General features: G+C 65.3%; 29 protein-coding genes. All 29 read left to right on the forward strand.

Going from position 1 to position 26,070, the window contains the following annotated elements; all coding sequences use genetic code 11:
* The first annotated feature begins 289 nt into the window (after positions 1-289).
* Positions 290-1,210: a phage Gp37/Gp68 family protein gene (locus J2847_RS29130; protein WP_209782239.1), complete on the forward strand. Its 921-nt coding sequence runs from the start codon at positions 290-292 to the stop codon at positions 1,208-1,210.
* Positions 1,211-1,213: 3 nt separating this feature from the next.
* Complete coding sequence (locus J2847_RS29135; protein ID WP_209782240.1) at positions 1,214-1,693, forward strand: hypothetical protein; 480 nt, start codon at positions 1,214-1,216, stop codon at positions 1,691-1,693.
* Positions 1,686-1,934 (forward strand): hypothetical protein, encoded by a 249-nt coding sequence (locus J2847_RS29140; RefSeq protein WP_209782241.1) that lies wholly within the window; start codon positions 1,686-1,688, stop codon positions 1,932-1,934. The genes J2847_RS29135 and J2847_RS29140 overlap by 8 nt, the downstream gene beginning before the upstream one ends.
* A gap of 37 nt (positions 1,935-1,971) precedes the next feature.
* Positions 1,972-2,862, forward strand: a complete 891-nt coding sequence (locus J2847_RS29145) for a TAXI family TRAP transporter solute-binding subunit (RefSeq protein WP_209782242.1) — start codon at positions 1,972-1,974, stop codon at positions 2,860-2,862.
* Positions 2,862-3,020: a hypothetical protein gene (locus tag J2847_RS29150; RefSeq protein ID WP_209782243.1), complete on the forward strand. Its 159-nt coding sequence runs from the start codon at positions 2,862-2,864 to the stop codon at positions 3,018-3,020. The genes J2847_RS29145 and J2847_RS29150 overlap by 1 nt, the downstream gene beginning before the upstream one ends.
* 107 nt (positions 3,021-3,127) lie before the next feature.
* Positions 3,128-3,937: a ParB/RepB/Spo0J family partition protein gene (locus J2847_RS29155; protein WP_209782244.1), complete on the forward strand. Its 810-nt coding sequence runs from the start codon at positions 3,128-3,130 to the stop codon at positions 3,935-3,937.
* Positions 3,938-3,940: 3 nt separating this feature from the next.
* Positions 3,941-4,207 carry a hypothetical protein gene (locus J2847_RS29160; protein ID WP_209782245.1) on the forward strand — a complete coding sequence of 89 codons (267 nt, stop codon included), beginning with the start codon at positions 3,941-3,943 and terminating at the stop codon, positions 4,205-4,207.
* Positions 4,204-4,692, forward strand: coding sequence for a hypothetical protein (locus J2847_RS29165; protein WP_209782246.1), 489 nt, complete (start codon positions 4,204-4,206; stop codon positions 4,690-4,692). Before J2847_RS29160 ends, J2847_RS29165 begins: the two co-directional genes overlap by 4 nt.
* The gene (locus tag J2847_RS29170) at positions 4,689-5,186 is read left to right on the forward strand and encodes a hypothetical protein (RefSeq protein ID WP_209782247.1); all 498 of its coding nucleotides are present in this window, start codon (positions 4,689-4,691) and stop codon (positions 5,184-5,186) included. The genes J2847_RS29165 and J2847_RS29170 overlap by 4 nt, the downstream gene beginning before the upstream one ends.
* Positions 5,187-5,588: 402 nt before the next feature.
* The gene (locus J2847_RS29175; protein WP_209782248.1) at positions 5,589-7,661 is read left to right on the forward strand and encodes a terminase gpA endonuclease subunit; all 2,073 of its coding nucleotides are present in this window, start codon (positions 5,589-5,591) and stop codon (positions 7,659-7,661) included.
* A 535-nt stretch (positions 7,662-8,196) separates the two neighbouring features.
* Positions 8,197-8,415: a hypothetical protein gene (locus tag J2847_RS29180; protein ID WP_209782249.1), complete on the forward strand. Its 219-nt coding sequence runs from the start codon at positions 8,197-8,199 to the stop codon at positions 8,413-8,415.
* Between the two features lie 6 nt (positions 8,416-8,421).
* Entirely contained in the window at positions 8,422-10,014 is a 1,593-nt protein-coding gene (locus J2847_RS29185) for a phage portal protein (protein WP_209782250.1), read from the forward strand.
* A gap of 21 nt (positions 10,015-10,035) precedes the next feature.
* Positions 10,036-12,192: a prohead protease/major capsid protein fusion protein gene (locus tag J2847_RS29190; RefSeq protein WP_209782251.1), complete on the forward strand. Its 2,157-nt coding sequence runs from the start codon at positions 10,036-10,038 to the stop codon at positions 12,190-12,192.
* 75 nt (positions 12,193-12,267) lie between these two features.
* Entirely contained in the window at positions 12,268-12,600 is a 333-nt protein-coding gene (locus J2847_RS29195; RefSeq protein WP_209782252.1) for a DUF2190 family protein, read from the forward strand.
* A complete protein-coding gene (locus J2847_RS29200; protein WP_209782253.1) occupies positions 12,600-13,184 on the forward strand; it encodes a hypothetical protein in 585 nt (194 codons plus the stop codon). The genes J2847_RS29195 and J2847_RS29200 overlap by 1 nt, the downstream gene beginning before the upstream one ends.
* A 127-nt stretch (positions 13,185-13,311) precedes the next feature.
* Positions 13,312-14,661: a hypothetical protein gene (locus J2847_RS29205; RefSeq protein WP_209782254.1), complete on the forward strand. Its 1,350-nt coding sequence runs from the start codon at positions 13,312-13,314 to the stop codon at positions 14,659-14,661.
* Entirely contained in the window at positions 14,658-15,059 is a 402-nt protein-coding gene (locus J2847_RS29210; protein WP_209782255.1) for a DUF1937 family protein, read from the forward strand. The genes J2847_RS29205 and J2847_RS29210 overlap by 4 nt, the downstream gene beginning before the upstream one ends.
* The gene (locus tag J2847_RS29215; RefSeq protein ID WP_209782256.1) at positions 15,059-15,658 is read left to right on the forward strand and encodes a deoxynucleotide monophosphate kinase family protein; all 600 of its coding nucleotides are present in this window, start codon (positions 15,059-15,061) and stop codon (positions 15,656-15,658) included. Before J2847_RS29210 ends, J2847_RS29215 begins: the two co-directional genes overlap by 1 nt.
* A 5-nt stretch (positions 15,659-15,663) precedes the next feature.
* Positions 15,664-16,209, forward strand: a complete 546-nt coding sequence (locus J2847_RS29220; protein ID WP_209782257.1) for a hypothetical protein — start codon at positions 15,664-15,666, stop codon at positions 16,207-16,209.
* Between the two features lie 142 nt (positions 16,210-16,351).
* Positions 16,352-17,221, forward strand: coding sequence for a head-tail joining protein (locus J2847_RS29225; protein WP_459208599.1), 870 nt, complete (start codon positions 16,352-16,354; stop codon positions 17,219-17,221).
* The gene (locus tag J2847_RS29230; protein WP_209782259.1) at positions 17,221-17,628 is read left to right on the forward strand and encodes a hypothetical protein; all 408 of its coding nucleotides are present in this window, start codon (positions 17,221-17,223) and stop codon (positions 17,626-17,628) included. The genes J2847_RS29225 and J2847_RS29230 overlap by 1 nt, the downstream gene beginning before the upstream one ends.
* A 79-nt stretch (positions 17,629-17,707) precedes the next feature.
* Positions 17,708-18,055 carry a hypothetical protein gene (locus tag J2847_RS29235; protein ID WP_209782260.1) on the forward strand — a complete coding sequence of 116 codons (348 nt, stop codon included), beginning with the start codon at positions 17,708-17,710 and terminating at the stop codon, positions 18,053-18,055.
* 15 nt (positions 18,056-18,070) lie between these two features.
* Positions 18,071-18,508, forward strand: a complete 438-nt coding sequence (locus J2847_RS29240; protein WP_209782261.1) for a phage tail tube protein — start codon at positions 18,071-18,073, stop codon at positions 18,506-18,508.
* 139 nt (positions 18,509-18,647) lie between these two features.
* Positions 18,648-18,974: an Acb2/Tad1 domain-containing protein gene (locus J2847_RS29245; protein ID WP_209782262.1), complete on the forward strand. Its 327-nt coding sequence runs from the start codon at positions 18,648-18,650 to the stop codon at positions 18,972-18,974.
* A 5-nt stretch (positions 18,975-18,979) separates the two neighbouring features.
* Positions 18,980-19,195 carry a hypothetical protein gene (locus tag J2847_RS29250; protein ID WP_209782263.1) on the forward strand — a complete coding sequence of 72 codons (216 nt, stop codon included), beginning with the start codon at positions 18,980-18,982 and terminating at the stop codon, positions 19,193-19,195.
* A 60-nt stretch (positions 19,196-19,255) separates the two neighbouring features.
* Complete coding sequence (locus J2847_RS29255; protein WP_209782264.1) at positions 19,256-20,104, forward strand: hypothetical protein; 849 nt, start codon at positions 19,256-19,258, stop codon at positions 20,102-20,104.
* A gap of 164 nt (positions 20,105-20,268) precedes the next feature.
* Entirely contained in the window at positions 20,269-20,463 is a 195-nt protein-coding gene (locus tag J2847_RS29260; RefSeq protein WP_209782265.1) for a hypothetical protein, read from the forward strand.
* Complete coding sequence (locus J2847_RS29265; protein ID WP_209782266.1) at positions 20,453-21,106, forward strand: hypothetical protein; 654 nt, start codon at positions 20,453-20,455, stop codon at positions 21,104-21,106. The genes J2847_RS29260 and J2847_RS29265 overlap by 11 nt, the downstream gene beginning before the upstream one ends.
* Before the next feature lie 108 nt (positions 21,107-21,214).
* A partial coding sequence (locus J2847_RS29270) for a phage tail length tape measure family protein (protein ID WP_209782267.1) occupies positions 21,215-26,070 on the forward strand: 4,856 nt, incomplete at its 3' end.

A 26,070-nucleotide genomic window follows, 5' to 3' on the forward strand; every position in this document is an offset into this window, starting at 1 on the left:
GTGGAGTTGTCCCTGCCAGCCACTAGGCGGCGAACGGCTTCCCGGATCGCTTCCGATCGGGACCAAATTCGCTGTTCAGCACGCCAATCATCCAAGGCAGCCAGCTCGGACTCTGACATGACGAGTTGGATTCGCACGTCCTTCTTCTCCATACGGACAGCCTTACTCAAGGGTCTGAAGGAACGCAACAGCGTCCGCTCCCACAACTTGAGTGCATTAAGCGAAGATGTCAACTTGCGTAAGTTACACAACTCGCTTAGGGTTGAGCCTCGGTACTGAGGGAATCGCCATGGCCGAAAATTCCGCCATAGAATGGACCCACGCAACTTTCAATCCCTGGCTGGGCTGCACGAAGCTGTCGGCGGCCTGCGACAACTGCTACGCCGAACCGCTGGTGGTCTGCCGGCTGGGTGGGGCTTGGGGATCGGGCGCGCCGCGCCGCCGGACTGCCGCCAGCACCTGGAAGGCGCCGCTCTCCTGGGACCGCAAGGCCGCCAAGGAAGGCCGCCGGATGCGGGTGTTCTGCGCCAGCCTCGCCGATGTGTTCGACGCCGAGGTGCCGGACGCGTGGCGCGACGATCTGTTCGGCCTGATCTGCTCCACCCCGCATCTGGACTGGCTGCTGCTGACCAAGCGCCCGGCCGTGGCCCGGAAGTATCTCGGCGATCAAGACCGCATTGGCGCGGCATGGTGCGACGCAACCCACAAGGTGCTGGGCGGTGCCGATCCCGGTCCTGCGCCTCAGTGGCCGCTGCCCAACGTCTGGCTCGGTACCACCGTTGAAGACCAGAAGATGGCCGACCTGCGCATCCCGCTGCTGCTGGAGACGCCAGCCGCCGTGCGGTTCCTGTCGATGGAGCCGTTGCTCGGGCCGGTCAGCATCCCCGGCCTGTACCCGGTCGGCGAAGATGGGATCGTCACGACGCCCGCCCTGGATTGGGTCATTGCCGGCGGCGAAAGCGGCCCCGGCGCACGGCCCACGCACCCGGACTGGTTTCGGTCGGTTCGCGATCAGTGCGCGGAAGCGGGCGTGCCGTTCCTGTTTAAGCAGCACGGGGACTGGGTTTCGTCGGCAGAGATCGGCTTTGCCGGACACGAGCATAGACCCGCCATAACGATGGCTCCCTACGAGATGATGCGCGTCGGCAAGAAGGCCGCCGGCCGCCACCTCGACGGCGTGCTGCACGACAGCTATCCGGTGGTGGGTTGAGCTATGGACGAGAAGAAGCGCAGGCTCGCGCTCCAAGCCAACAAACTGTGCAAGGAGGGGCTGAAGGGGAAAGCCATCGGCGAGAAGCTGAAGGTCACCACCGACGAGGCGAACACGCTGGCGCGCATCGGCAGGGATCTTGCCGATATCGATGAGGCGGCGCTGACTGCGTCGGAGGTGCTGCTGATCCGCAGCATCGCGACGGTGACCCTCCGCCTGCGTGCTCAGGATGTCATCCGCACCCCGAAGAGTTGGGAGGTTGCTGCTGTCGCCCACAAGAGTGAGTCCTGGGTCGGGGCGACGAGCAGGAAGCGACTTCGCCTGCCCTGCCATCATCTCGTCAATCAGCCTGGCCAGCCGCTCGGATTGGTGAACTTCACCACCAATGGCTTTGTCGGGCTGACGCCGCTCGGCTGGGCTTTCGTTCAGGCTATTGAAGCGGCTGAAGCTGCGAATGAGCAGCTGAAGGTGTCGCATGACTGACATCAACGCCGATGTCATCGGTCGGGACGATCTCACCGACGCGATTTTCCACATCACCACCCCTGCCGGCCTGCTGCTGGTCAATGGGTGCGTCTACCGCGATTTCGGTCTCCACCCGCACCGCTGCGCCATCGTTCTCACGCATCTCCCCACCGGCGAAGCGCTGGGGACCTTTGGGGACATCGCTGACGCCTATGTCGCCATGGGCGATGCCAGCCGCTGCGGATGGGGACGAGCGTGACCCCTGACAACTCGACAATCAAGGAAAGGACGACATCATGCGAATGAAGCGATTCCTCGTGTCCGCCCTGCTGGCGCTTGCCGCCATTGGCGCGGCTGTGCCGGCGGCGGGCGCTGCTGACCTGCCGGAACTCCGGATCTGCACCGGCTCGAACAAGGGCAACTACTTCTACGCCGGCTCGGAAATCGCCCGTCAGGCGAAGGGCTCGCTGGCGGTGCAGGTGGTGGAGACCGCCGGCAGCATCGACAATCTGCGCCAGCTCGACGACGGCAAATGCGATGCCGCGCTTGTCCAGTCCGATGCCTACGGCGTCTACAAGGACCGAAACCCGTCCTCCGCTCTGGCGCTGGTCCGCATCGGCTCGCTGTACCGCGAGTTCGCGCATCTCCTGTGCAACAAGGCCTCTGGCATCGATTCGGTGAAGGATCTGCGCAGCAGCAAGGTGAAGCTGCTCACCGGCGATGCCGGATCCGGTTCCGAGGTCACCTGGGCGACCTGGGTGAAGATGGACAAGGACTACACCAAGGCGGCAACCGACCGCGTCGGCGGAACGCAAGCCGTTCTGCGCATCCGTGACGGCGCCGAGGCCCAATGCGCCCTGTTCATCAACGGCCTGAACTCGCCCCTGATGCGGCAGGTCAACGACCAGGCCGGCGACCGAGTGAAGCTCGTGGCGGTAAAGGATGGCGACTTCGCATCGGTCAAGGATCCGGGCGGAAACACGGTCTATACGAAGGAGGACATCCCCGGCGGCGCCTATAAGAATCTACAGTCCGGTTTCTTCTCGTCGGCGGTCCCCACGCTCGCGGTCGATGCCCTGGTGGTGCTGCGGTCCGACTGGGCGGAACGGAACAAGCGTGGCCTCGACGAGCTGTCGGACGCCGTGCTGCGGGCCTCGCCGAGTATCCGCCAGAAGGTCGGCGGCTGATGAGGCGAGCCCTTCGTCTGGCGGGCGCGTTCATGGCCGCTGCGGTGATCGTCGTCGGTGATCTGACGTCCGGTCGGCTCATGTCGGCGATCGTCGATGCCAGCCTTCTGGCTTGCGTCTTCGTCCTGCTGGTGCCGATGGCGCTGAAGCCGGCCTGACGAGTCGATGCTGGGCCCGGAGCGCACCCCTCCGGGCCGGCATGGCAAAACCGACCACGCGAGCCGGTTTTGCCATGCTGAACAACTTTCTCCGATAGAGGTCGCACATGACCCGACTGAAGAACCTCCCCGGCGTCAAAACCAACAACCTGTTCGCTGTCCCGCCAGCCATGCTGGTCGAGGACGAGGGCTTCAACATTCGTCTGCGGAATGACGAATACGAGCTGACGATCGAGGAGTACACCGCCCTTTTCCTCGCTGGTCATCGTCCGCCACCGCTCATTATCTGGAAGCGCGACGACGATCTTGTGCTGATCGATGGGCACCTCCGCCGACGTGCTGCGCTGCGCGCCATCGAGCGTGGCGCGCCAGCCGACATGACGGTCGACATTGTCCATTTCACCGGCAATGACGCCGATCGGGAAGCCCTGATGCTCCGCTCCGGGCTGAAGCGCGGCTGGCGACCCGAGGAGCTCGCAGCGGGCTACAAGCGCCTGATGGGCTACTGGAGCGACGTGAAGCGCGTCGCCGAAGCGGTCGGTAAATCCGAGAGCCATGTGCGGGACATCCTGACTCTCGCGACTGCCGACACGGCGGTCCAGGACATGGTGAAGGCGGGCGGCGTCACCGCGTCGGCGGCGATCAAGGTGGTCCGAAAGGAGGGCCACAAGGCCGCCGCGGTGTTGAAGGAAGCGTCGGATCGCGTGAAAGCGGCCGGGGGAACCAAGGTGACGAACAAGCACCTGTCCTCGGCGCAGGGGCTGGATGCGCGCACGCTCCGTCCGCTGCTTCTGAAGCTGGCCGAGGAGGTGAAGGGGCAGGTCGACCCCGACAGCCAAGCCGATTTCAGTGAGACGCAATTCTCCGTTGCTGGATCGACGCTCCAGCCGATTTTCGAACTGCTCGGGGAGAGGTGAGCTATGGGTTGGGGATACGGCACCAACAGCGAAGGTCGGGAGGTCGGTTACACCGTCGAGGCGACGTGTGACTTCCCCGGCTGCGAAGCGAAGATCGACCGCGGCCTGGGCTACGCCTGCGGCGGCATGCACGACCGCTCCGATGATCCAGGCGACGGTCCGCGTTGTGGCGGCTACTTCTGCGCGGAGCACCGCTACACCCACACGCGCGGGCCCGACGGCGACGCGTGCCGTGCGAATGATGACGCAGAGGAGGATGAGGCGGAATGAGCGCGGATTCCATGTTCCCTATCCTCTATGCGGGCCGCCGTCCCGCTGACGTCCCGAAGGGAATTCCTTGGCGGATCGTCAGCGCTCACGAGAAGCAGGCAGTGGCCAACCACAGCCAGACGCTGGAACGGCTTGCTCATCGTGGTGGCCTGTGCCCGACCGAGCTGGTTGCCGTCCTTGAAGATCGACCATGGCGCCGGATGGATCTGGAAGTTGCGATTAAGCAGATACAGAACCTCTGCTTGGCCTTCGAGGCGGGCAGGGGAGACGCGCGCCACCTTGAAGTCCTCCGCATGATCGCGCTGCGCTATGGGCCAACCATCGGCCTCGACGACTGCATCGCCCTGGCGGCTGAGGTTCTCGCTGATCGGGGCGAGCTGCTGATGGTCTGCGGGCGTCCGCCGCTTGGTTTGGATGCGGCCATGAAGCTTGACCCAATCGCCGCTCGACAAGGGCGCATTCCAGCCATGGAGGCAACGTCATGACCACCCGTCACATCTTCATTTCCGGCCCGGCACAATCTGGGCGAACGACCGCGGCGATTGCCATGGCGAACGCCATGCATGACCAAGGAATCTGCACCACGTTCGTTTCGCCATGCCCGATGATGGCTGACTTTCTCCGATCGTCAGCACGCCGGCCGCGCTGCCGCATCACGCACGCATCGCCTAATGCTCTGCCGGCCATTCCGGCTGGATGCTTCGTCGTGGACGATGCCGAGCGCCTCGAAGCGCCGGGCGACATCGTCCGGGTTCTGATTCATCGTCAGATGACCTACCGCCTTCCCGTCATCGTTTGGGCGGTGCGGCAGGATGCGCTGGATAGGTTTCAGGAACTCATTGCCGAGGTTGACCCCGAGGGATTCGGCGTGGATGAGCGGCGGTTGGAGCAGGCGTTGGCGGCAATCGCGTCGCGAGACTTCTCCGCCCTGACATATCAGGATCTCCAGCTGACGGGGAGTGCGGCGAGTGATTCCTGAAGCAACGCGGTCGGTCTCCGATGCGGCGGTTCAATCGCTTGCCGCAGACCACATCATCGACACATCAAGGGGCTGTGATCTCCGCAATGGACCGGACTCCAACTTGGCGGTTCAGTGGAGCAATTTCCGAGTGCGCATCTCGGGATGCGGGGTGAAGCGCTCAAAGAGACGCCTCACCCTCATGTCGGCGCTCGCAACGGGCTGGCTGCCTTGGGGTGTTCGGTGGAATGAGAAGGACGGCTTTTCCCACCTCCCGCTTTGCGGCCGGGAGTATGTTTTATGCTGCGGCCATGCCCTGAAAGCGAAGGAGGCTCAAGCCTTTGTTGATGCCGGACTGTTGATGGCTGGGCCACCCGATACCCACCGCCGCCCGACGTTGATCATAACGACCGCCGGCAGGGAATGGCTGTCGCTGAACTGGTAGTTCTCACCGGCATGAACCAGATCACACAGCCTGCCCAGGAACTCCTGTCTCGCTGGGCCGGGCTGCTGCGCCCGCCGCCCAAGCGCTTCACCGACGAGTGGGCGGTCGATAGCGTCGAACTCCCGCCGACCTCGGGCATTCCCGGCCCCTACGACCCCTCGCACACGCCCTACGTGGTCCCGATCATGCGCGCCTTCGACGAGCCGCGCTGGAAGATGATCGTCGTCGTCATGGGCTCGCAGATGGGCAAGACGCTGGCCTTCGCCATCGTGATCGGGCGTCGCATGGATGATGATCCGGTGCCCTGCATGTATGTCGGCCCGGACCGCAACTTCGTCGAGGACACCTTCGAGCCGCAGCTCATCCAGCTGATCAAGTCATCCAAGAGCCTGACGAAGAAGACGATCTGGGGCAAGGCCAACAAGAAGGTCCGGAAGATCATCAACGGTGCGGTGCTGCGCCTGGCCTGGGCCGGATCGGCCTCGCAGCTCGCCGGTCAGCCCGCCGGCCTGGTGCTGGTCGACGAGCGCGACCGCATGGGCGACGACGTGAAGGACGAAGGTGATCCGGTCACCCTCGGCGATGCCCGCCTGAACTCCTACGCCAACGGCAAGCTGGGTGTTATCTCCACGCCGCTCGAAGGGTCGGTCGAAACAGAGGAGCATCCCGAGACCGGGATCGTCCATTGGAAGGTGGTGGATCCGGATGATCTGACCAGCCCAACCTGGAAACTGTGGCAGGAGGGAACCCGGTTCGAGTGGGCTTGGCCGTGCCCTTACTGCAAGGAATACTTCATCCCGCGGCTGAGCCTGCTGAAGTGGGCGAAGCCGAAGGACGGACGCAAGGTCACGCCGGCCGAGGCGCAGCGGTCCGCCCATCTGAGCTGCCCCAATCCGGAATGCGAGTGCAACACCGACGGCTTGGTGATTGAGGACAAGCACAAGGCTTGGATGAACAAGCGCGCGCGCTACATCGCCCCAGGCCAGCAGGTGCTGCCGGACGGCACCGTGGTCGGTGATCTGCCGGACACCGACATCGCCACCTTCTGGGTGTCAGGCCTCGCCTCGCCCTTCGTCAGCTGGGGCGACCGGGCCAAGAAGTTGGTCGCCGCCTACCGGTCGAAGAACCAGAAATCCATCAAAGCCGTCATCAACACCGGTTTCGGCGAGCTCTATCGGCACTCTGGCGCTGCACCGAAACATGACGTCGTGCTGGCCAGGAGGCTGCCCTACGCCATGGGCGAGGTGCCTTACGGCGTGCAGAAGATCGCGATGACCGTCGACGTCCAGAAAGACCGGCTTTACGTCGTCCACCGGGGCTGGGGAGCGCGCTGGGAATCATGGCTGATCAAGGCGACGGTCCTGTTCGGCGAGACTGACCAAGATGCGGTCTGGAACGATCTGGCTGACCTGCTGGAGGCCGACTTCCAGGGCTTCAACGTCTCCCTCTGCCTCATCGACTACGGTTACCGGCCGGGCGACAAGGAGAAGCGACCGACCCACGCTGTAGCCGATTTCTGCCGGCGGTTCGGTTTCCATCGCGCCCGCCCGATCCAGGGCAAGGACCAGCTCACTCGACCGATCATGTCGTTCAAGCTCGACGTCGACGGCCGGGGGCGAACCCGCAGCTACGGTGTTCAGGGGCACCACCTCGATTCCGACGTGTTCAAGACCTGGGTGCATGGTCGGTTGGAATGGCCAGCGGACCAGCCGGGCGGCTGGCACCTGCCGGAGGACATTGATGAGGATTACGCCCGCCAAGTGGTTGCCGAAAGCCGCATGGCGCTCCCCTCGGGCAAGGGGAAATGGGTGCCACATTCGAAGGACAACCATTATCTCGATTGCGAGATGATGCAGCGGGCAGCGGCAGAACTGATGGGCGTCGGGACAATGAAGCCATTACCGGAGCAGTGCCAGGAGTCTGATCCTGAAGACGGGGATGGCAAGGGGCGATTGCAGCTTGCTGGAAATCGGGGGGGGCAGGAGGAGGCGGCGTCAGTACGAAAGAATGAGTGGCTTGGGGGCGCACGCAAGGACTGGTTACGACGGTAGGCGGAATTTTTCCGGCACCACTACATATCAGTATATGCATAAAATTATAATGGATGTCGCACCAATTTTTGCTCAATATCCACACACCAACCAGGGACACTCTGCTAAACGGGGTCCATCGCAACATGCTTGGGGATGCAAATGCAGCCGGCTGTGTTGTCAAGAGTCCTCGGTCCCATTGCGACGGCCGCAGCGGGAGCCGCTTCCACTATCACCATAAGCGCCGGTTCGACCGTGATCACCATTACGGGTGCTGCGGCCACATGGGCAGCCGTCGCGACTGGCGTCGGCGCTGTCGCGGTCGGAACCGTCGCCTTGTGCATTTGGGCGAAGAAAATGAGCAAGGACTGAACCTGATCACCGATGGCTGGCACTGTCACGCGCGTTTCGTCTTGCCCAGCTAAGATCAAGGTGGTACATAGGTTATGGTGGCTGTAATTGGCCGCTGAGCGAAGGCCGCTTCCGCAAGGATCGCGGCCTTCGTCGTTTTCAGGCGATCCGAAATCGCCGCTCTTCTCGAAAAGCGAGGCCATCCATGGCCCTGTCTCAAGCCTTCCTGGACAAGCTCGTTCAGGCGTGGGCCACCGGTGCGCGCCGTGTCGAGTACAACGGCGTGGTCACGGAGTTCATCAGCGGCACGGACCTGGAGCACCGCATCGCCACGACGGCGAATGCGCTCGGCGTCCCGAACCCGCTGGCCGCCGCTAGCCGGGCAGCGCGCGCTCCATCCATCCTCCTGCAGTTTCGCCGGTAGGCAGCCATGAAAGCGAACTGGCTTGATCGCGCCATCGGGGTGGTCTCCCCGCGGGCGCAGCTCCGACGTATGCGCGATCGGGCTGCGGTCGAGGTGCTGGCGCGCGCCTATGACGCAGCCAAGCCGGATCGGCGACGTGGTGGCCGCAGGCCGCCGAGCACTGGGGCAAATGCGGAGAGCTGGTCGTCGCTGCGCGTGCTCCGGGCGGCGTCTCGCGAGGCTATCCGAAACTCAGGGTACGCCCGGAAGGCCAATCGGACCCTTGCCACCAAGCTGGTCGGCACCGGGATCACCCCCCGCGCCGCCACCGGCGACGAGAAGCTCGACAAGGAGATCAACGACGCCTTCGCCATCTGGTCGAAGGAGTGCGATGCGTCGGGGACCCACGACTATTTCGGCCTTCAGAAACTTGCCGCCTTGTCGTTCTTCGAAAATGGGGAGGCCTTGGCTCGCCGTCGTCGCCGGTTCAAGAGCGACGGCCTGCACGTGCCGTTGGAAATCCAGCTGCTCGAACCGGACCACCTGGATGAGCGCCGGAACGAGATCCTGAGCGATGGGATGATCGTTCAAGGCATCCAGACCGGAAAGGGTCGTGAACGGCGCACCGCCTACTGGCTGTTCCCGTACCATCCTGGCGAAACGGTGGGCGGGTTGACGCCGTTCAAATCGGAATCCGCCGCGGTTCCCGCGGCGGATATCGCTCATTTCTATGACAAGATCCGCATCGGTGCGCAGCGCGGCGTGCCGTGGCTGGTCGCGGTCCTGATCGCGCTGGAGGACATCGGCGATTACCGCATCAGCGAGCAGATGCGTAAGAAGCTGGAGGCGTGCTTCGTCGGCGCCGTGATCGGCGATGATTCGTCAAATGCGGACCCGACCCTCGGGCCGCGTGCGCTCGACGCCGAAGGCAATCTGGTCGAGAGCGTTTCGCCCGGCATGTTGTTCCGTGCCACCGGCGCAAAGCAGGTCCAGTTCCACCAGCCGACCACGAACCCCGATTATCCAGGATACATGAAGTCCGAGCTGCGCGGGATCGCGGCCGGCGCCTGCATGACCTACGAGCTGCTGACCTCGGACCTCAGCGACGTCAACTTCAGCAGCTATCGAGCGGGGCTGAACGATCTCCACGAGATGATCGGGCAGCTTCAGTGGCTCGACTTCATCCCAATGTTCTGCGAGCCAACGTGGAAGTGGTTCATCGACGCGGCCTTCCTCGCAGGTCGGATCAGCCGTCGCCACTACGGCGTGGAGTGGGAGCCGCCGAAGTTCGTCAGCGCCGACCCGCTGAAGGACTTTCTCGCCGATCTTGGCGAAGTGCGCGCCGGTTTCCAGGCCCCGCAACAGGCAATTGCGCGGCGCGGCTACAACCACCGCAAGGTTCTGGCGGACCACATCGCTTGGAAGACTGCGGTGGACGAAGTCGGGCTCGTCTTCGACATCGACGCCGCCAAGGTCACCAAAACTGGCGCCGCGAACGGAATCGAAGCCGGAGGGACCGACCGCGCCATGCGCATCGCGCGCGTCGCCCTCGACATCCTTGAGGCCGAGGGAGATCCCGACGCCGCCACTCTCCGCGCCTTGATCAACGGGCGCGTCTAACCTCAACCAGCGGAGACCTTTATGTCGACACCGACCCATGGGGCGGCGCCGGGCGGTGCCGTGCCCGCGCAGCAGCGCGGGACCAAGGAGAACCCGATCGAGAGCCGCGCCGCGAGCCTGCAGCCGAGCACGTTCGATTCCGTCAACCGTACGGTGGATGTCGTCGCTTCCACCGGCGCCCGCGTCCGCCGGTACGATTGGTGGCGTGACGAATACTATGACGAGGTGCTGCTGGTCAGCCCCGACGCGGTCGACCTGACCCGCTTCGAGCAGGGGGCGGTGCCCGTGCTGAACTCCCATCAGCAGTGGGACCTGCGGAGCACGATCGGCACGACCCTGCCGGGCACCGCTCGATTCGAGGGCTCCGACCTCATCCTCACCGCCAAGATGTCCGCCCGGCAGGAGATCGCCGGCATCGTCCAGGATATCGCCGATGGGATCACGCGAAACGTCAGCGTCGGCTACAAGATCCTGGCGTACGAGGTCGATGAAACCACCAATCCGAAGACCCGCACGATCACGAAGTGGGAGCTTCTGGAGCTGTCGTTCGTGCCGGTCGGAGCGGATGGTGGCGCCGGCACACGCGCGCTGCCCACCGAGCCGCCTGATCAACGCTCGGCCGATCTGCCGGCCGGCACCAGTCCCAACACCCAGACCATCAACCTGACGATCGACACGGCCGGAATGTCGGCTGCGCTCGAACAGGCCGTTTCCCGCGCAGTCGCCGCGCACCCCACCCAACCGGTCAGCAACGGAGAACGCACCATGGCCGATACCAACACCCCGGCGCCCGGCGTCAGCACGGATGCCCCCCAGCCCGGCACCGAGAGCCGCGCCGTTTCCCCGGCGGCTCCGCCGGCTGTCAACTCGGCCGCCGAGATCGAGGCCACGCGTGCGGCCGAATCCGCGCGCATCCAGGGCATTCGTGACATCGCTGTCGTCCGCAGCTTCGGGGTTTCCAACGAGGTGCTGGACGAGGCGATCCGGAGCGGCATGTCCATCGACGCCTTCCGCACCAAGGTCATGGACAGCCTTGCCCAGCGCGAGCAGGCCGAGCAACCCGAGACCCGCAGCAACATCACCGTCCTGCAGGACGAAGGCCAGACCCGGGCCGACGCGGCAGTGCGTGCGCTTCTGAACCGGTCCAATCCGAGCAAGTACAAGCTCGACGGCGCAGCGGTCGAGTACCGTGGCATCAAGCTGATCAACCTGGCGCGCGAGGTGCTGGAGTCCCACGGCACCAGGGTCCGTGGCATGGCGGACAAGGAGATCGCCATCCGGGCACTGCAGACCACCTCGGATTTCCCGCACATCCTCAGCGGCGTCGCCAACACCAGCCTCCGCGCCGGCTACCAGATGGCGCCGCGCACCTTCATGGCGTGGGCGCGCCAGACGATGGCGACGGACTTCAAGGACATGCATCAGGTCCAGTTCGGCGGCGGCGGCGTCCTGCCGAAGGTGGGCGAGCACGGCGAGTTCCAGCGCGGCAAGCTGTATGAGTCGAAGGAGTCGTTCCGCGTCGCGACCTATGGTGAGATCGTCGCCATCACCCGACAGGTGATCGTCAACGACCAACTCGACGCTCTGACGCGCATCCCGCAGGAGCACGGCTTCCGAGCCGCTGTGACGGAGAATTCGGTCGTCTACGGCGTCCTGCTCGCCAACCCCGTCATGTCCGACGGCAAGGCGCTGTTCCACGCCGGGCACGGCAACCTCGCCGCCAGCGGCACTGCGCTGTCCCTCGCCAGCCTCAGCGCCGGTCGGAGCTCCATGCGGAAGGTCAAGGCGCTCGACGGCAAGACCATCATCAACGCGCAGCCCGCCATCCTGCTGGTGCCGGCGGCGCTGGAGACCAAAGCGGAACAGCTGATCGTGACCCGCAGCATGGTGGCGGCGACCGCGGGCGAGCAGATCCCCGAATTCTTCCGCAGCCTGGAGCCGGTGGTCGAGCCCCTGCTCGACGCGGACAGCCAGACCGCGCACTACCTGTTCACCGACCCGGCGTCGCCAACCGGCTCCATCACCTATGCCTATCTGGAAGGCGAAGAGGGCGTTTACACCGAGGAGCGGATCGGCTTCGACGTCGATGGCATGGAGATCAAGGTCCGCCATGATTTCGGTGCAGGGGTGATGGACTACCGGGGCGTCTACAAGGATCCGGGGGCGGCGCCGGCCTGATCGGCAGGGCTCGATTCGGACAGATAGAGGGCGGCCACGCAGCCGCCCTCGTGCATTTCAGAGAGGATTTCCGTCATGCGTAACTTCATCATGCCCGGCAACGCGCTCTCGCTCATCGCTCCCTATCTCGTCAACTCCGGGGACGGCCTGCTCGTCGGCTCCATCTTCGGCGTCGCGGCTTGCGCCGCAGCCAGCGGGGCGGAGGTCCAGGTTTCCGTCACCGGTGTCTACGAGCTGCCGAAGGCGAGTGCGCAGGCCTGGGCTCTCGGCGCCAAGGTCTACTGGGACAACACCAACAAGCTCTGCACCACGGCGTCCAGCGGCAACACCCTGATCGGCGCCGCGACTGCGGTGGCGGCCAATCCGTCCTCCACCGGCATCGTCCGGCTGAACGGCGCGGTGTCCTGATGCTGTGGACGGTGCCGAGGATGTGGGGTGGCGAAACCGTCTTCATCCTCGGCGCCGGCCCCAGCCTGCGGAGTTTCGACCGATCCCTTCTTCTCGGCCGCCGGGTAATGGTCATCAATTACGCCGAGATATTCCCGGCCGCTGACTTCCTGATCGCGACCGACGCGAACCCGGCCCTTCCATCCCTTCCAGGCCGTAGCGTGACCCTGTCGACCACGACTGACGGCCGCTGGCATCGCCTGTGGGACACGGGCCCGGACGGCATCGAGACTGAGTGTCCTTCCTGCGCACGGGGGCGCCGTACCTCCTTGCAACTTGCCCTCAACGTCGCTGTGCATCTCGGCTGCGCCAGGGCGATCCTGCTCGGTGCTGACATGGCGACGGCGGATGATGGGGCGACCCATTGGGATGGTCGGGCCGATCCACGCTATGCCGACGGCGCCATGGTGCGTGACGTCTATCTGCCTGCCCTTGCCAGCACCGTCGAACCGCTCGCGGCGATCGGGCTGGAGGTGATCAACGCCACGCCCGGCTCCATGCTGCCGTTCTGGCCCGTTGTGCCGATCGGCGACGTGATCGCTTGACGGCACGCGCCGCAGCCATGCCCAGCCAAGATCGCGCCTTCATGATTCTCTGGGGCCTTGCAGCTCTTCTGATGCTGCCCGTCATCCTCTCCATCCCTTCCATCCTTGCGCAGCTTTAGGAGATCGCATGCCGATCAAGCCCCTTGCTGACGAATGGCTCCTGGAAGCCCTGCGCCTCCTGGACCTTCATGGAATCTCCCGAACGGCGGCGCCTCATGCCACCAAGCTCAATCTGCGAGGCGATGTCCTCGGCATCGGCGTGCCGAAGAGCACGTTCGAGGGGCGCATCAAGGAAGCCCGCCGACGCATCGAGGCTGGATCGCTCGCCTATCAGCGGGAGAAGCCGCGCGTTCGCGTGAAGGCCGCAACGGAGAATGGCGCGATGCGTGATGGGTCGCCACCGGCAGAGGCGGTGACGGATCGGGAGCGTGTGCAGTTCCAGGACCGGATTCGTGATCTGGAGGCGAAGCTCCGGCAAGCCTACCGGGAGGATCTCGACACGGAGAAGGTCCGCACCTCAATCCTTGGACTGACCGCGGACACGCCCGAGCCGCCGGCATGGCTGGTGGATGAGCGCACCGGCGGCAGCGCGCCAGGCGTACCGGTCACCATCTGGTCCGACTGGCACTTTGGGGAAGTGGTCCGCGCTGTCGAGGTCGGGGGCGTCAACGAGTTCAACATCGCCGTTGCGACGGAGCGGGTCCGGCGTCTGGTTGAGCGCACCATAGACCTGTGCTTCTCGCACATGGTTCGGCCGGAATACCCTGGCATCGTCGTCTGCCTGGGCGGCGACCTGATCTCCGGCGATATCCACGAGGAACTCGCCGTCTCCAACGAGTTGATGACGGCGCCGACACTGCTGGAATTGCAGGGCGTGCTGATCTGGGCCCTGACGCAGATGGCCGACCGGTTCGGTCGGGTCTTCGTCCCCTGCGTTGTCGGCAACCATGGCCGCATGACGCACAAGCCGCGAGCCAAGGGCCGTGTCCACACCTCCTTCGAATGGCTGCTCTACTGCCAACTGGAGCGGCACTTCCAAGGCGACAGCCGGATCCAGTTTCAGATCCCCGGCGAGGCCGACGCGCATTTCCGGGTCTACGGGCACCGTTACATGCTGACCCACGGCGACAGCCTGGGAGTGCGCGGTGGCGACGGAATCATCGGGCTGCTCGGGCCCGTCACCCGCGGGACCATCAAGCTGCGCAACAGCGAGGCGCAGATCGGCCGCGACTTCGACACTGTGGTGATGGGCCATTGGCACCAGTATCTGCCGATGTCGGGCTGCATCGTCAACGGCGCGCTTAAAGGATACGACGAATACGCCCGCCTGTTCCTGCGCGCCCGCTACCAGGAACCGATCCAGGCCCTGTGGTTCACCCACCCCACCCGTGGCGTCACTTTCCAGGTGCCCGTCTATCTCGACGAGACCCGCCGTGCCTCGTCGGAGGAATGGCTGGCCTGGAGGGCCTCGGCATGAGCTTCTGGTATTTGGCCACGCCGTACAGCCAGTTCGCGGGTGGAATCGCAGCGGCGTTTCGCGCCGCCTGCGATCAGGCTGCTGTTCTGGTGAAGGCCGGCATTCCAGTCTTCGCGCCGATCGTCCACACGCATCCTATCGCCATTCTCGGCGGGTTAGATCCGCGTGATCATGGCATCTGGTTGCCGGCCGACGCGCCGTTCATGGCCGCCGCGCGAGGCCTGATCGTCTGCAAGCTTCCCGGCTGGACGGAGAGCTTCGGCATCGCCGAGGAAATCAAGGCGTTCCAAGCGATGGTGAAGCCCATCGTCTACATGCAGCCCGGCGACGTGCCGGCACCGCTGCGGGTCGGGCCCGACATCCTGATCGAAACCACGCGCCCACTGGAGATGCTCTGATGCGATCGTTGGTGCTTGGCCTGTCCGGTCTGGCCGGATCCGGCAAGTCGACCGTCGCCAATCGGCTGGTAGAGCGGTGGGGATTTCGTCGCGAGAAATTTTCCGGGCCCCTGAAGGACATGATGCGGGGGCTGGGACTGACGGAGCGCGAGATCGAGGGCGACCGAAAGGAACAGCCTTGCGACCTGCTGTGCGGCGCCACACCACGCTGGGCCATGCAGGCTCTGGGAACCGAGTGGGGCAGGGTGCAGATTCACCCGGATCTCTGGGTCTCAGCATGGGCCAAGCGGGCAGGGCAGGGGCTCGTCGTCGCCGACGACGTGCGCTTTGTGAACGAATGCTCCGCTGTGCGCGCCCTCGGCGGGTTCGTGATCCGCGTCGAGCGTCCAGGCATTGTCAGCGGCGTGCATCTGTCCGAACAGGAAATGTCCCGGATCGGCCCGGACTGCACGTTCCAGAACGATGGTTCGATCGCTGACCTGATCGCTGCTACCGATGCTCTCGCTGAAGCATTCCTCGCCCCGCCGCCTTCCGAGGTTGGGCGCTACGCAGAACTTGCAACGCAGCAACCGGCGCGGCCGGCAACGCTGGGGGATTGACCGCCATGCACATTGCAGCCCGCATCTCGCTCGCGTTGACCGCGGTCTCCGGCGTGCTGGTGGCCGCCTCAGGCCGCGCCGAGCAAGCCGGTGGTGAGGTCGAGAAGATCGACACATTCCTGGCCGCTTTCGTCTATTTGATCCGGGCGATGCAGGCCGGCGGACCGTGGGTCTTGGCGCTCGGACTTCTCTGCATTGGGGCGAACATCGCCTGGCTCATTTACTGGTCGCCGCAAATCGCCCGGCCAATCGGCGCGGCCATCTCCATGGCCAGGGGAGGGCGTTCGGAGCGTGAAGATCAACTGGAACAGGAGCTGGTGGAGGCGCGTCGGGAGATCTCCAACTTGCGCGGTCAGATGAAGATTCTGGAGGATCGGGATGAGGAGCTGCGTCGGGGAGTGGGGGCACTCGTCGAAGTTCTGGAGGGGCAGCTCAAGCGGTCGGGCATGGACACCGGCCTCCTCGACCTTGTTCGGCAGACGCTGATGCATGATTCCGCCCCGCCGCGGCTGGATCCCGTGTCCGGCTCAGTTCAAGTTGCGCATCCGTAGGCGCTATGCTAGGGTTGCTATGGTGCCGAGTAGTGCGGGTGCACGTTACATGATGCCCTGAGCCCCTCAGCGACCTTCCAGTATCTGTCTCATAGGCGGCGCTCCGGATTCCGGCGCGCCGTTTTTGTTTGCGGGGGTCGCAATGGACCTTAGCGCTCTGGCTGTCTCTATCGCATTGGGGTTCCAAGGGGTTCCGGCGACCTATGTGTCGCCATCCGGTGAGACGCGGCCGTGCTCCGTCATGCAACACCAGGGCGACCTGCGGCACGAAACAGCCAATCGGCTGCGCTTCGGCAACGTGCTCGAACTCTGGCGGGAAGCCGTGTCGTTCGACGTGGCCGTATCCGACCTGCCGAACCCGGCTCCGGGCGGCATCATCACGCTGGAAGGGGGCGCCAGCTACACCATCACCGGCTCCCCGGCGCGCCGGGATCCGCAGCGACTGGTTTGGACCCTCGATTGCTCTTTCGGGATGCCGGTCGTGTTCCGGTCGGTGTCCGGAAACGGCGCGACCCAGAACCCGCCGCAGCACCAGGCTTTGCGCCTCGCCGCCGATGCGCCCTACGGCTCGAACTCGGTCAGCCTCAAGAGCTCGTATCTGGTTGGCCAGATCCGGCCCGGCGACGTCATGACAATCGGGGAGGGAGCGCATACCGTCACCAACATGGCGCAGGCTGGCGGCAATCAGATTTCGGCCCTCCAGATCACGCCTCCTTTGGTCGCCCAAGCCGCGTCTGATGATGTGGTCACCCCGACCTGGGCGCGGGATTTCAGGATCCATGCCGGCGTCTCCGGCTATGCCGCCGAAGAGATCGCCGGCACCGTGGTGGTCGGGGACATGCGCATCATCTTGATGAAGGATTTGCTGGTTGCCGCAGGCTTTACGGGCGATCCTGCGCCGACTGACCTCGTCATCCCCTTCGCCGCCCCATGGGCTGTGAAGAACGTGTCGAAGGTGATGCAGGGCAACTCGGTCCTGCTCTACGACATCCAGATCCGGGGCAATGGGTGATGGACGCCATCAACGATGCGGCGGTGCGGGCTGCCATAGAGGGTGTGCTCTCCGCGGCGTCTGATCTCCCTCCTACAATCGGTGAGAACCTCCCTTTCAACCCGTCATCCGCAGGCTCGACCCTGCGGACGCGCCTCTTCCGTCACCCAAAGCGCCGATATGCCGGCTTTTCGTGCGTGGAAGGCTTTCTGCACATCGAGGTGTGGTGCCCAGCGGACTCGGGCCCCGAGCCGGCCGAATCCATCGCCTCAGGGATCGAAGCGCTCTTCACTCCCTTCGTCGAAACTGACGAGAAACTGTCCGGACTCGTCCATGTCCAGAACGCTGCCATCCTGAACGGCGCCAAGGACGATACGGGCGCCTTCTGGGTTCTCCCGATCCAGGTCGACTGGTGGGTGGCGGTCTAGCGTCAGCACCTCCTTCCGTCTCCTTCTTCCCGCCGCCCGGCATCGTGTCGTGGCGGCTTTTTCATGTGGAGAAAGCCCCATGGCTCACATCACCGCCCAGACCACCAGCGAGGCCGGCGCCGCGCTGACCTACAGCGCCGCGGGTTCCTCCGGCGACAGCTTCACCAACACCGGCAAGGAGCTGCTGCACATCAAGAACGGTGCCGGCTCGCCGGTGACGCTGACCATCAAGTCGCGCAACGCCACCCCTTCGCCGGACGGCTTCGGCCCTGTGAGCAAACCGGACCGGACGGTGACCGTGCCGGCCGGTGGCGACCGCATCGTCGGTCCCTTCCCGCTGAAGGCCTTCAACGACAGCAATTCGCGCGTGTCGATGACCTACTCGTCGGCGACGAGCGTGTCGGCCGCGATCATCGCCCCCCGGTAAAGGAGACCCGACACCATGGCGACCACCATCGAGGCCAAATCCGGCCGGCAATTCACCTTCAAAATCAGCGACGGAGAAGCAATCCCGACGTTCCTGACCATCGGCGGCTTGAAGGACTGCAAGGTGCAGATCAACGGCGCGTCGATCGACATCACCAACGTCGCGTCGGACGGCTGGAAGGAATACCTGCCGGGCGGCGGTTCGATGGAACTGTCGATCTCCGGCAACGGCATCTTCGACAGCCTGACCACCGGCGCCCGAAAGCTCTTCGCTGCGCTGATCAACCGCGAGTACATCGAGGCTCAGCTGATCTCGGGCCACGGCGATTCCTTCGTCGGCACCTTCGTGGTCGAGAACTACAGCCGCAACGGTTCCGTGGACGCCGCGGAAACCTTCGACGTCTCGATCAAGTCGTCCGGCCCCATCTCCTATATCCCGGCGCCGACTCCATAACACCCCCATTCCTGACCCGGGCCAGGACCGCCGTCGGCGAAAGCCGACCACCCGCGCGAGGTGATGGCGGCGGAACGTCCGGGATGCGCTTCCGCCGCCTATCGCGCCCCAGTTTCGCCCCTGATCCCGAGGATCCATCATGGCCCATCTCTATAACGGCGCGCCCAATGGCCGCCAAGCCGGCGAGATCCAGCCGAGCCGCTTCCGCCCGCAGTATCGCGCTCTGTCCGACGAGGAGAAGGCGCTCCACGACGCCATCAAGGGCAAGGCTTCCGAGCTTGAGGATCTGTTCGAACGCGCCCGTGCGCTTCGCACTCCGGTTCTGGAGCCGATCACCATCCAGCCCGGCGAGCCCATTGAGATGCTCATGGGCGCCACCCTGTCCTTCGACACCGACTACTTCGCCGAGGGCATGAAGGCGCTGGAGCTCTCGGTGATGTGGACGGTCAAGGGCCTGACGGCCTGATCATCATGCACGTCAAGCACACCGATCCCGGAGCTTACCGATTCCGCATCCTCGATGCGGAGACCGGTGAGCAGGTCAAGCACGCGCTCGAAGCTGACGATGCCGCCGGCTGGTACACCGCCCACAAGGTCGGCCCGGACGGACGCCTCATCCGTACGGCTGACGGCGACAGCTACGTGGTCGAGCGCATCGAGCGCGCCATCCGCATCGAGACGACCTGAGGGCTCATCCCTCCCGCGGGTCTCAGTCTGAACCATTCATTCCATCCCGGAGACACCATCATGTCGATCCTGTTGAACACCCGTGCGCCCGTCCGCTTCATCCCCCTGATCGATCAGATCACCAAAGCCCGCGAAACGCTGGCCGATGCCGAGCATGTCCTCGCCGAGGCGACGGCGAAGAGTGCTGCAGCGCCTAAAGACATCGATCTCCTGGAAGCCCTGGACAGTGCCGGCGACGATGTGGTCGCTGCGCAGGAAGCGCTCGACAAACTGGAGCGCGAGCTGGCCGAGAACCCCACGCAGCCCGTCTACCTGCTGCGCGTCCCGACCTACCGCACCAACGATCAACTGGTGACCATGTCGCTGGAGTTGCCGCAGGCGCCGACCGATCGTCGGATGTTCCGCGCGATCCAGAAGGCGGCGGAGGCCGGCGTCATTGATCTGGACGATCCCGATCTGCTCGCCGTCGAGGCCGGGCTGAAGACGTCCGGTGCCGGCGTCCCCGAAGACCTGACCGGCGCGTTCCAGAATCTCTTCGACCTCGCAAGCGATCACCCGACCGTGCGGCAGACCATCGTGGCCCGGCACAAGGCCAACTCGCAGGATCGGACGCTGATGCTGCGTTTCCACCTCGTCGGGTGGGAGGGCGTCGTCGTCGACGATGTTCCGGTCCCCTTCGCGTCGTCGGGCGACTTGGCGGATGAAGGCGTGATCGACGTGATCCCGCCCGCCGACATTCTCGCCATCATCAACAAGGTGCGGGAGATGAACAGCGTCCGGAAGCGGACGGGAAACTTCTCCGGCTTGCCGTCGCTGTCGCCGTCGAGCCCAAGCGATTCGCCGGCAGCGCCGACCAACCCGGAGCCGGCGGCGGCCGAAGTTCAGGCGCTGGATCCGGCGCAGGCCTGAGGGAAACCTGGACGGTGTTCGGGGAGCGGTATCTCACCAATCCCCGGCACTGGATACCCTCTTGGGTCTGGCCCCTGATCGGGCTCTGGCGGCTTAGCCAGGGCGGTATGGGAGCCGGGCATCTTCCGGAAGGGCCGGCAACGCTGGACCAGAATCCCGCCCTCATGGAGGCTTTCGGCATCATGTCCGCCGCGGAGGCTGAACTGCGGGATGAAGACAAGCCCGGTCATTGGTCGCAGCAGGACATCGACGCCTATGAACTCGCCAAGGATAAGGCTCTGCAGCTTTACCCGGACGGCGAGGCCAAGGGTGCCTTGCTGGAAGCCGTGATGAAGGCGAGAGGGAGCCATGGCGCTTGACCCGGTTCTTCGCAGCTATGTGAAGGGTGCCTTCGGCAACAGTCCCGGCATCCAGGCGTTTGAGCGCTCTGTCCAGCTTGCATTCGCGGGCGCTGAGGCGGAGATCAAGAAGCTGGTGGTGGCCGAGGTGCACCGGCAACTGGGGCGGGCTGTTCAGGAGAGCAGCCCCTCCAGCGTCGCACAGTGGATCGACGGAGTGCAGGGCGCGCCGATTGAAAGCATCCGGTTCAACGGCGTCGCCTACTTCCGCTTCGGCTACATCGGCAACCTTGTGACCGAGGCGGTGCAGTTGCTGGAAGGGGCTACTCCGGTGAAAACCGGGCAACTCGTCGAGAGCTACATCGTGCTCGTGAATGGCGAGAAGTTCAGCGGGTACGGGGCGGCCGATTACCGGATGATCCCGCAGGATGCGGAAATCGTCATCACCAACAAGATGTATTACACGGGGCGGGTTGAGGCTGGGAAGAAGCGCACAGGTGAACCGTGGTCGGCCCATGCGCCGCTCGGCGTGCTTCGACCCGTGGCCGAATACCTTCGGCGTCGCTGGGCTCGGTTCGCCACGGTCCAGTACGCCTGGAGCAATTTCTCTGGACTGGAAGGCCCAAGCCGGCGGCCGTCGATCCTGATCAAGGCGAAATGGTGATACCGGACCTTTCTGGTGTTTCACCACCCTTCATCGACCTGATGCGATTCCTTTCCGACAGGGCGCCCGGCTATGCCGAGGCGCCCTCATTCGTTCTTGGGGGCAGGCATGGCAGCTGAGTCGCGGCTTCTCGACCTTACGGTTTCCGCCGAAGGTGTTGCTGCCGGAGTCAATCAGGCCAAGTCCTTCTTGGCTTCGCTGGTCGGCGATCTCGGAAAGGCGAGTTCGGCTGCCATCGAAACGAACGTCAAGATTCGTGACGCAGGCGCCGGGGTCGGTCGAGCATTTGCCGGTATCGCCAAGGAGCTGCTTCCCGCGGCCGATGGGCTATCGAGGATTGCTCGTCAAGTCGATGCGGTGACTCAGGCGCAGGAACGTGGCGCCGCAGGTCACAGGCAGGCCGCCGACATGATCGGCCGGCTCAAGGACGGCCTCAACGTCGCTCAAACCGGCTATGTCGACCTTGCACGTGCGGCAACGCAGACCGAGAAGGCCATCAGTTCGGCTTACAGGTCCGGAAAAATCGGCGCCGACGAGTTCAAAACCTCCATCCTGGCAACGCGCGAAGCCGTGTATGAACAGGCCGCTGCAGTTCAGCGCCTTGCGGATAAGGAGCGCGCGCAAGCTCAGGCCCGCATTGCCCAAGAACGCGAAATCAAAGCGCTCGCGGCAGAGCGGATCGCTGCTGAGGCGCGCGCCGCTGCAGGGCAGGCGAGCGTAAATCGCACATTGGGTGTGCGGCACGGGCCAGATCTTGTTGGAGCGGCTCGTGACGATTATGCCGCCGACGTTGCGCGCCTGTTGGCTGAACAGGACCAAGCGCTCAGCGTCGCGAGCTCCAAATCCCAGAAGCTGGTCAACGAGCTGCTCGGTGTGCGGTACCTGGCGCCGCTGGCGGCCGAGGTCGAAGCGGATTACGCGGCCTTCTGGGGTGCGATCGCCGACAAGCAGGACCAGGCTATCGTTGCAGCCGCTGGGCGTTCGCAAAAGGCGGTCAATGAACTGCTTGGCGTCCGGCATTTCGCACCGCTGGCGGCCGAGGCCGAAGCGGAATACGCGGCCTTCTGGTCCGAGGTTGTTGGGAAACAAGAGCAGGCCAGCGTCGCCGCCGCCGGCCAGTCCCAGAAGCTGGTCAACGAGCTGCTCGGTGTGCGGTACCTCGGCTCCCTTGGAAAGCAGGTTGAACGGGACTACGAAGCAACCTGGGAACGGCTCCTTCAGGAACAGGAAGAGGCCACGGAGCGAGCTGCTCAGAAAGCGGCGGAGGCGAATGCCAAACTGGCAACGTCGTACAAGCAGGTCATGGCCTCGATCGACCCGGCGATCGCGCAGCAGCAGAAGTACGACAGCGCGCTCGCCGATCTCCGCGCAGGAGCGGCAGCGGCTGGGCGGTCAGCGGAAGAACTGGCCGCTGACGAGATGCGTCTCGCCGCATCCATGTCGCCCGCTGCTCTTGCTGCGAAGAAGGAGGCTGACGCGCTTGAGGCGTTGAAGGCGCGTGCGGATCCGGCCTCAGCCGCGCTGCGGCGCCTCGCCCAGGATCAGGCGGCCCTAGATGCGGCGCATGCTGCAGGAAAGCTCGATCCGGACGAATACACGACCTACACGGCGGCAATCCAACGACATCGGAACATCGTCGAGCAGTCGACTGCCAGCCAGAAGGCGATGACCAATGCCGTCGGGCTGAACAAGGCCCAAATGCAGGCGTTGGCGCCGCAGATCAACGATGTGGTCAGCGGGTTGATCATGGGGCAACCACCCATGATGATTTTCACCCAGCAGTCCGGCCAGATCGTCCAGGCCCTGCAGGCGGGTGGGGCGGAGCTGCCGAAGTTCTCTCTCGGCATGGGGGTGGTCGCGGCGGGGGCAGTCGCTGTAGCTGCCGGCTTGGCAACAGCGATCTACGGTGCTTATCGCTTCACCAGTGATTTGAGGGAATTCGAGAGAGCGGTTCGTCTGACCGGCAGCGCTACCAGCATCACGTCGCACGGACTTTCCGAAATGGCGGTGCAAATTGCCGCCACCCAACATATATCGCGCGCCGCCACGCGGGAAGTGGCGACAGCCTATGCTGCGACCGGCAAGGTCGGTGCCGATGTATTGGGGGGGCTTACTGCCGCAACGAAGAATTGGGCATCTGCCACAGGACAGGAGGTCGGAGACGCTACCAAAGAACTGGCTGGGTTGTTCGTGGACCCTGCTAAGGGCGCCGACACCCTGATCGACCGCTACGGCCTGCTCGACGACTCCCAGCGCAAGCTGATCCGGAACTATCAGGCGCAGGGCAACCTGGAGCAGGCGCAGGTCGTCATGCTGCGCGCGATCGAGGACCGCGCGGAGGGAGCGGCCGACCGCATCAACAAGGTCGCCGCCGCCTGGGAGCGCGTCAAGAAATGGACCAGCGACAAGGTCGATCAGGTCGGCGAGCGGGCCGTCGAGACCATCAGCCCGAGCCGCGACACCGAGATCCGGGACCTTGAGGCGAGCCTCGCCGGATCGATGTGGTCGGGGAAGCGAGCCCGCAAGCAGGCCCGGCTGGATGAGCTTCGCGGCGAGGAGCGCGACGACGCCATCAAGAAGTGGGAGCTCGGCGTCCGCACGGAATACAATCGCCTGTCCGCCGCCGCGGGCGACTTCGCCCGCTCGGTCGATCCGGCCATCGCCGCCTCCACGAATTTCGCGAACGCGGAAGGTCTCATCAACCGGGCGCTCGATGTCGGCGCCGTCAAGAAGGAGGAGGCGGCGCGCCTCCTCGGGCTCTACCGCAAGCAACTCCTTGACTCCATCGACCCGGCCAAGGCGTTCGCCGACGAGATGGAGCGGCAGGCGCGCGTCATGGAGGCCGCCGCCGGTCGGGCGCGCGACTTCGAGATCCAGCGCCAACAGATTCTCCAGAAGCCCGGCCGGCTGTCCAGCGACAGCCTGACGCCGGACGAGACGGCAAAGATCAATGCCGGCCTGGATCGGAAGTACGCGGCTGAGGCGGCCGACCGGCACCGCACCGCGCAGGAGGCGATCCAGGACGCCAAGGCGCTCGGCGCCGCGACCGCCAGCCTGTCCCAGCCGGCCCTCGTCGCGGCACAGGCGCAGGCCGTGTTCTTCGACGTGCTCCGGAAGACGTCGGACTACAAGAAGGCCAAGCAGGCGGAAGACGACGCCTACACCAAGGGCATGGTCGAGTGGTCGGCGCAGGTCGACGCGTCGGTCAAGACATCCGTCCTGGCCGTGGACGCCGCCCGGCGGCTGGCCGAGGCGCAGGCGCAGGGCGGGGTCATCGCCACCGCGCAGGCCCAGGCGCAGAACGTCCACGCCGAGCAGGTCGCGCGCGGTGTCGATCCGGTCCGCGCCCTGGCGCTCGCCAACGCCGACTATCAGAAGTCGCTGGCGAGCCTCGCCGGGCAGCAAGCCGCCTGGAACCGCGACATCGGGGAGCAGATCGAGGGCGCGCAGCGGCTGGCGCGGGCGGAGGCCGTCTCCGGTGCCGCCGTGGCCGAGGCGAACATCCAGAACAAGGTCCGCGCGCAGGTCCTGAAGGAAGGCGTCTCGGCCGAGAGCGCGCGGGCGCAGGCGATCGAGGCCGGCACCCGCGCGCTGGAGGCGCAGAACGCCGTTGCCCGCGTCAACGCCTCCATCCGCCAGGGCAACCAGGATCTGGATCTGGCGCGGGCCGAGTTCGAGCTGCTCGGCCGGTCGAACGCCGAGCGTGAGCGCACCATCGCCATCCTGAAGGCGACGCTGGAGGTCCAGAACTCCGGCGATTGGGCGCAGGTGCCGCAGGAGACCCGCGACGCCTGGGTGGCGCAGGCCGGGGCGGTGGCCGAGTATCAGGCCCGCATCGCCGACGCCACCGAGACCAGCCGCGACTTCGCCAACGTCATCACCCAGGGCTTCGAGGACGCCCTTGTGTCCGGCGGCAAGCTGGGCGACCTGCTGAAGGGGCTGGAAGCCGACATCAAGCGCATCGTCGTGCGCGGTGTCATCACCAAGCCGCTGGAAACCTACCTGACCGGCAACCTGACCAAGCTGCTCGCCGGCACCCCGCCGGGCGACAGCCAGGTCAAGCCGGTCACGGCGTCGGACCCCGGCGGCTACAAGGCCCTGTTCGACAAGCTGTCGGGCGGTGCCGGTGCGCTGGGCAGCCAGTCGAACCCCATGTGGATCCGCATGTCGGCCGGCGCTCCGGCGCTGGACGTCAGCCAGTTCAGCGGCGGCGCGGCCCTCCCGGTGGCCGTCCAGGATGGCGGCGCCATCGTCGACGCCATCCGCTCGGAGGCGCGGGCGCAGGGTGTGCCGGAGGAAGTCGCGCTCGCCATCGGCCGGATCGAGAGCGGGCTCCAACAGTACCGTGCCGACGGCTCTGTTCTGCGCTCGTCCGCCGGCGCCATGGGCGTCATGCAACTCATGCCCGGCACGGCGCAGTGGCTGGGCGTGGATGCCTCCGACACGCGCGACAACATCCGGGGCGGCGTCAAGTTCCTGGCGCAGCTCGGTCGGCAGTTCGGCGGGGACTGGTCGCAGGTTGCGGGCGCCTACAACGCCGGCCCCGGTCGGATGACGCAATACCTCCAGCAGGGCCGCGCTCTGCCGGCCGAAGCCGTCACCTACATCGAGAAATTCGGCTCGTCGGTCCAGACGGCCAACGCCGCCGTGGTGGGGCTGGCCGCCCCGGTCCAATCCATGGCGATGGCGCAGACGGCGCAGGTCCGGGCGCAGCAGGCGGGCGCCACCGCGACGCAGGCGCTGTCCGAGGGGCAGCAGGATGCGGTGTCGGCGGCGCTCGCGGCGGTCCGTGGGATGGATGCGGTCCGGGGCACCGCCGAGGACGTGGACGCCCGTTGGAGCGCCGTGTCGGATTCGTCGACGACGGCGGTCCAGAAGATGGCGGACGCCCAGCGCCGCGCGGCCGATACCATGGCCGGCGGCGCGGCGGTGTTCGCCAGCGGCGCGCAGCAGGCCGGCGCCTA

It is taken from the genome of Azospirillum agricola (genome assembly GCF_017876095.1).
Lineage (GTDB): Bacteria > Pseudomonadota > Alphaproteobacteria > Azospirillales > Azospirillaceae > Azospirillum > Azospirillum agricola.

Bases quoted from the DNA above. Each gene is read 5' to 3' on its own strand.
- J2847_RS29135 (WP_209782240.1), top strand. From the start codon at position 1,214: ATGGACGAGAAGAAGCGCAGGCTCGCGCTCCAAGCCAACAAACTGTGC.
- J2847_RS29155 (WP_209782244.1), top strand. From the start codon at position 3,128: ATGACCCGACTGAAGAACCTCCCCGGCGTCAAAACCAACAACCTGTTC.
- J2847_RS29185 (WP_209782250.1), top strand. From the start codon at position 8,422: ATGAAAGCGAACTGGCTTGATCGCGCCATCGGGGTGGTCTCCCCGCGG.
- J2847_RS29190 (WP_209782251.1), top strand. From the start codon at position 10,036: ATGTCGACACCGACCCATGGGGCGGCGCCGGGCGGTGCCGTGCCCGCG.
- J2847_RS29255 (WP_209782264.1), top strand. From the start codon at position 19,256: ATGTCGATCCTGTTGAACACCCGTGCGCCCGTCCGCTTCATCCCCCTG.
- J2847_RS29250 (WP_209782263.1), top strand. From the start codon at position 18,980: ATGCACGTCAAGCACACCGATCCCGGAGCTTACCGATTCCGCATCCTC.
- J2847_RS29240 (WP_209782261.1), top strand. From the start codon at position 18,071: ATGGCGACCACCATCGAGGCCAAATCCGGCCGGCAATTCACCTTCAAA.
- J2847_RS29260 (WP_209782265.1), top strand. From the start codon at position 20,269: ATGGAGGCTTTCGGCATCATGTCCGCCGCGGAGGCTGAACTGCGGGAT.
- J2847_RS29215 (WP_209782256.1), top strand. From the start codon at position 15,059: ATGCGATCGTTGGTGCTTGGCCTGTCCGGTCTGGCCGGATCCGGCAAG.
- J2847_RS29225 (WP_459208599.1), top strand. From the start codon at position 16,352: ATGGACCTTAGCGCTCTGGCTGTCTCTATCGCATTGGGGTTCCAAGGG.
- J2847_RS29245 (WP_209782262.1), top strand. From the start codon at position 18,648: ATGGCCCATCTCTATAACGGCGCGCCCAATGGCCGCCAAGCCGGCGAG.
- J2847_RS29235 (WP_209782260.1), top strand. From the start codon at position 17,708: ATGGCTCACATCACCGCCCAGACCACCAGCGAGGCCGGCGCCGCGCTG.
- J2847_RS29220 (WP_209782257.1), top strand. From the start codon at position 15,664: ATGCACATTGCAGCCCGCATCTCGCTCGCGTTGACCGCGGTCTCCGGC.
- J2847_RS29205 (WP_209782254.1), top strand. From the start codon at position 13,312: ATGCCGATCAAGCCCCTTGCTGACGAATGGCTCCTGGAAGCCCTGCGC.
- J2847_RS29180 (WP_209782249.1), top strand. From the start codon at position 8,197: ATGGCCCTGTCTCAAGCCTTCCTGGACAAGCTCGTTCAGGCGTGGGCC.
- J2847_RS29175 (WP_209782248.1), top strand. From the start codon at position 5,589: ATGGCTGTCGCTGAACTGGTAGTTCTCACCGGCATGAACCAGATCACA.
- J2847_RS29130 (WP_209782239.1), top strand. From the start codon at position 290: ATGGCCGAAAATTCCGCCATAGAATGGACCCACGCAACTTTCAATCCC.
- J2847_RS29145 (WP_209782242.1), top strand. From the start codon at position 1,972: ATGCGAATGAAGCGATTCCTCGTGTCCGCCCTGCTGGCGCTTGCCGCC.
- J2847_RS29150 (WP_209782243.1), top strand. From the start codon at position 2,862: ATGAGGCGAGCCCTTCGTCTGGCGGGCGCGTTCATGGCCGCTGCGGTG.
- J2847_RS29160 (WP_209782245.1), top strand. From the start codon at position 3,941: ATGGGTTGGGGATACGGCACCAACAGCGAAGGTCGGGAGGTCGGTTAC.
- J2847_RS29140 (WP_209782241.1), top strand. From the start codon at position 1,686: ATGACTGACATCAACGCCGATGTCATCGGTCGGGACGATCTCACCGAC.
- J2847_RS29265 (WP_209782266.1), top strand. From the start codon at position 20,453: ATGGCGCTTGACCCGGTTCTTCGCAGCTATGTGAAGGGTGCCTTCGGC.
- J2847_RS29165 (WP_209782246.1), top strand. From the start codon at position 4,204: ATGAGCGCGGATTCCATGTTCCCTATCCTCTATGCGGGCCGCCGTCCC.
- J2847_RS29210 (WP_209782255.1), top strand. From the start codon at position 14,658: ATGAGCTTCTGGTATTTGGCCACGCCGTACAGCCAGTTCGCGGGTGGA.
- J2847_RS29200 (WP_209782253.1), top strand. From the start codon at position 12,600: ATGCTGTGGACGGTGCCGAGGATGTGGGGTGGCGAAACCGTCTTCATC.
- J2847_RS29230 (WP_209782259.1), top strand. From the start codon at position 17,221: ATGGACGCCATCAACGATGCGGCGGTGCGGGCTGCCATAGAGGGTGTG.
- J2847_RS29170 (WP_209782247.1), top strand. From the start codon at position 4,689: ATGACCACCCGTCACATCTTCATTTCCGGCCCGGCACAATCTGGGCGA.
- J2847_RS29195 (WP_209782252.1), top strand. From the start codon at position 12,268: ATGCGTAACTTCATCATGCCCGGCAACGCGCTCTCGCTCATCGCTCCC.